This is a genomic window from Acetatifactor sp. (assembly GCF_982438285.1).
Genome location: NZ_CEWDFQ010000486.1, coordinates 1 through 1764, shown reverse-complemented (window position 1 = coordinate 1764; position 1764 = coordinate 1). Strand labels below are relative to the sequence as shown.

Here is a 1764-nt window from a genome sequence, read left to right as displayed (position 1 = left end):
AGGAAGGAGTGAGGGAATGTCTATTACGTCCGATATTTTGAGGGGACATACAGAGACCATCATTCTGGCCAGCCTGCTTTCTCATGACAGCTATGGCTATCAGATTAATAAGGATATTATGAAAAAGACGGGAAACGCCTATGAGCTGAAGGAGGCTACCCTGTACACAGCTTTCCGGAGGCTGGAGCAGGCAGGCTATATCCGTACCTACTGGGGAGATGAGAATGTGGGTGCAAGGCGCCGCTACTACAGCATTACGGAAAGCGGACGGGAGGCCTACTATAGATATAAAAAGGAGTGGGAAGAGGCCAAGAATATGATCGACAGGCTCCTTGTGTAAGGCATTTGCCAAAGAAGACTGAAAAGGGATAGTGAAGGAAAAAGAAAAGGCAATAGCGCGCAGGCGCAGAAAAGAGGGAAATATGAATCAGAAAATCAGAGAATATATAGAGGCATTATTTGAGGATGCGCCCAAGACCAGAGCGGCGGTAGATCTGCGGGAGGAAATCATAAACAATGGAGAGGAAAAGCTGGCGGACCTGGTAAGCCAGGGCTACAAGGAGGAGGATGCCTTTGACATTGTGATTCATTCCATAGGGAATGTGGAGGAGCTGTTTTTAGAGCTGATAGGGGAGGAAGAGGAAAGGGAGCCCCTGGGCCGGCAGCAGGCACAGCTCCAGAAAAAAAGAGCGGTGATCACGTCTGTTTCTGTGGGGATTTATATTCTGGCGCTGGCGGTGCTTCTTATTTTTGCCGGTCTTGAGGATTACACAGAAAGCCTGCTTGGAATGGAAACAGGAGTGATTGGCTTGATTTTCGCCTGCATTCTCTGCATTCCTCCTACCTGTATGCTGATTTACAGCTCCATGATGTATCCCCGGTACCAGAAAAAAGAGGAAAACATGGTGGAAGAGTACAAGGCGTGGAAAAGCGAGCGGAGGAAGGATAAGGCGGTGAAGGACGCCTTGAGCACAGTTTTGTGGACCCTGGGGATCGCCTGCTATTTTGTGGTGAGCTTTACCACAGGAGCCTGGGGGATTACCTGGGTGATCTTTTTGGTTTTAGCCTGCCTGGAAAGCATTATTTCGCTTGTATTCAGTCTGAAGAAGGATGAGAAATAAGGGGGATGCCATGAAGGGACTTAAAATAGCTTTGATTGGAATTTTAACTGTGCTGGCCCTTTGCCTGACGGCGGTGCTGGTTTACTGTCTGTCCGAAGGGAACAGAAAATCCGGCTGGGAGTGGAAGAGCGGAGGCCCTTTCTGTACACTGCAGAATACCCGGGAATTAAATGTGACAGATGTGTCGCAATTAAAGGTGGATTTTTCGGAGACGGGATGTGATATTATTTTTTGCGAGACGGAGGGGAAAGCTCTGATTTTGGAGGAATATTTTTCCTACAAGGCCAAGGAAGAGGAATATGCAGCCTTGGAAAAGACAGGCGGCGTAGTGTCCATCCGCAGGGATAAAGACCGGAACTTCTTTGGGGGATGGAGAAGGGAGTATGTAAAGGTGTATGTTCCGGGGGCGCTTTTTGAACAGCTGGATACGCTGGAGGTGGAGAGTGGAAGCGGGGACGTGCAGGCCGAACTTTTGCGGGCGGCAGAAGGCAGCATTTCCGCATCCAGCGGCGATGTGGAAATCGAAGTCTGTGAAGGGGATTTTATACTGTCTACTGCCAGCGGCGATACGGAAATCGGCTTCTGTCAGGGAAATCTGAGCGCTTCCGCAGGCAGTGGAGACATTCAGGTGGGGGATGTTAGA

Annotated in this window: 3 protein-coding genes; all 3 read left to right on the top strand. The window is 49.6% G+C overall.

What is annotated here, in order from left to right; all coding sequences use genetic code 11:
* Positions 1-340 (top strand): PadR family transcriptional regulator (locus tag AC1WIP_RS15535; protein ID WP_481142678.1); only part of this gene is annotated, 340 nt, incomplete at its 5' end.
* A gap of 82 nt (positions 341-422) precedes the next feature.
* On the top strand, positions 423-1121 hold the full coding sequence (locus AC1WIP_RS15530) for a permease prefix domain 1-containing protein (protein WP_481142677.1): 699 nt from the start codon (positions 423-425) through the stop codon (positions 1119-1121).
* 10 nt (positions 1122-1131) lie between these two features.
* Positions 1132-1764: DUF4097 family beta strand repeat-containing protein (locus AC1WIP_RS15525; protein ID WP_481142676.1), on the top strand; the 633-nt coding region annotated here is incomplete at its 3' end.

Coding starts and splice junctions, on each gene's coding strand:
- AC1WIP_RS15530 (WP_481142677.1), top strand. CDS start 423: ATGAATCAGAAAATCAGAGAATATATAGAGGCATTATTTGAGGATGCG.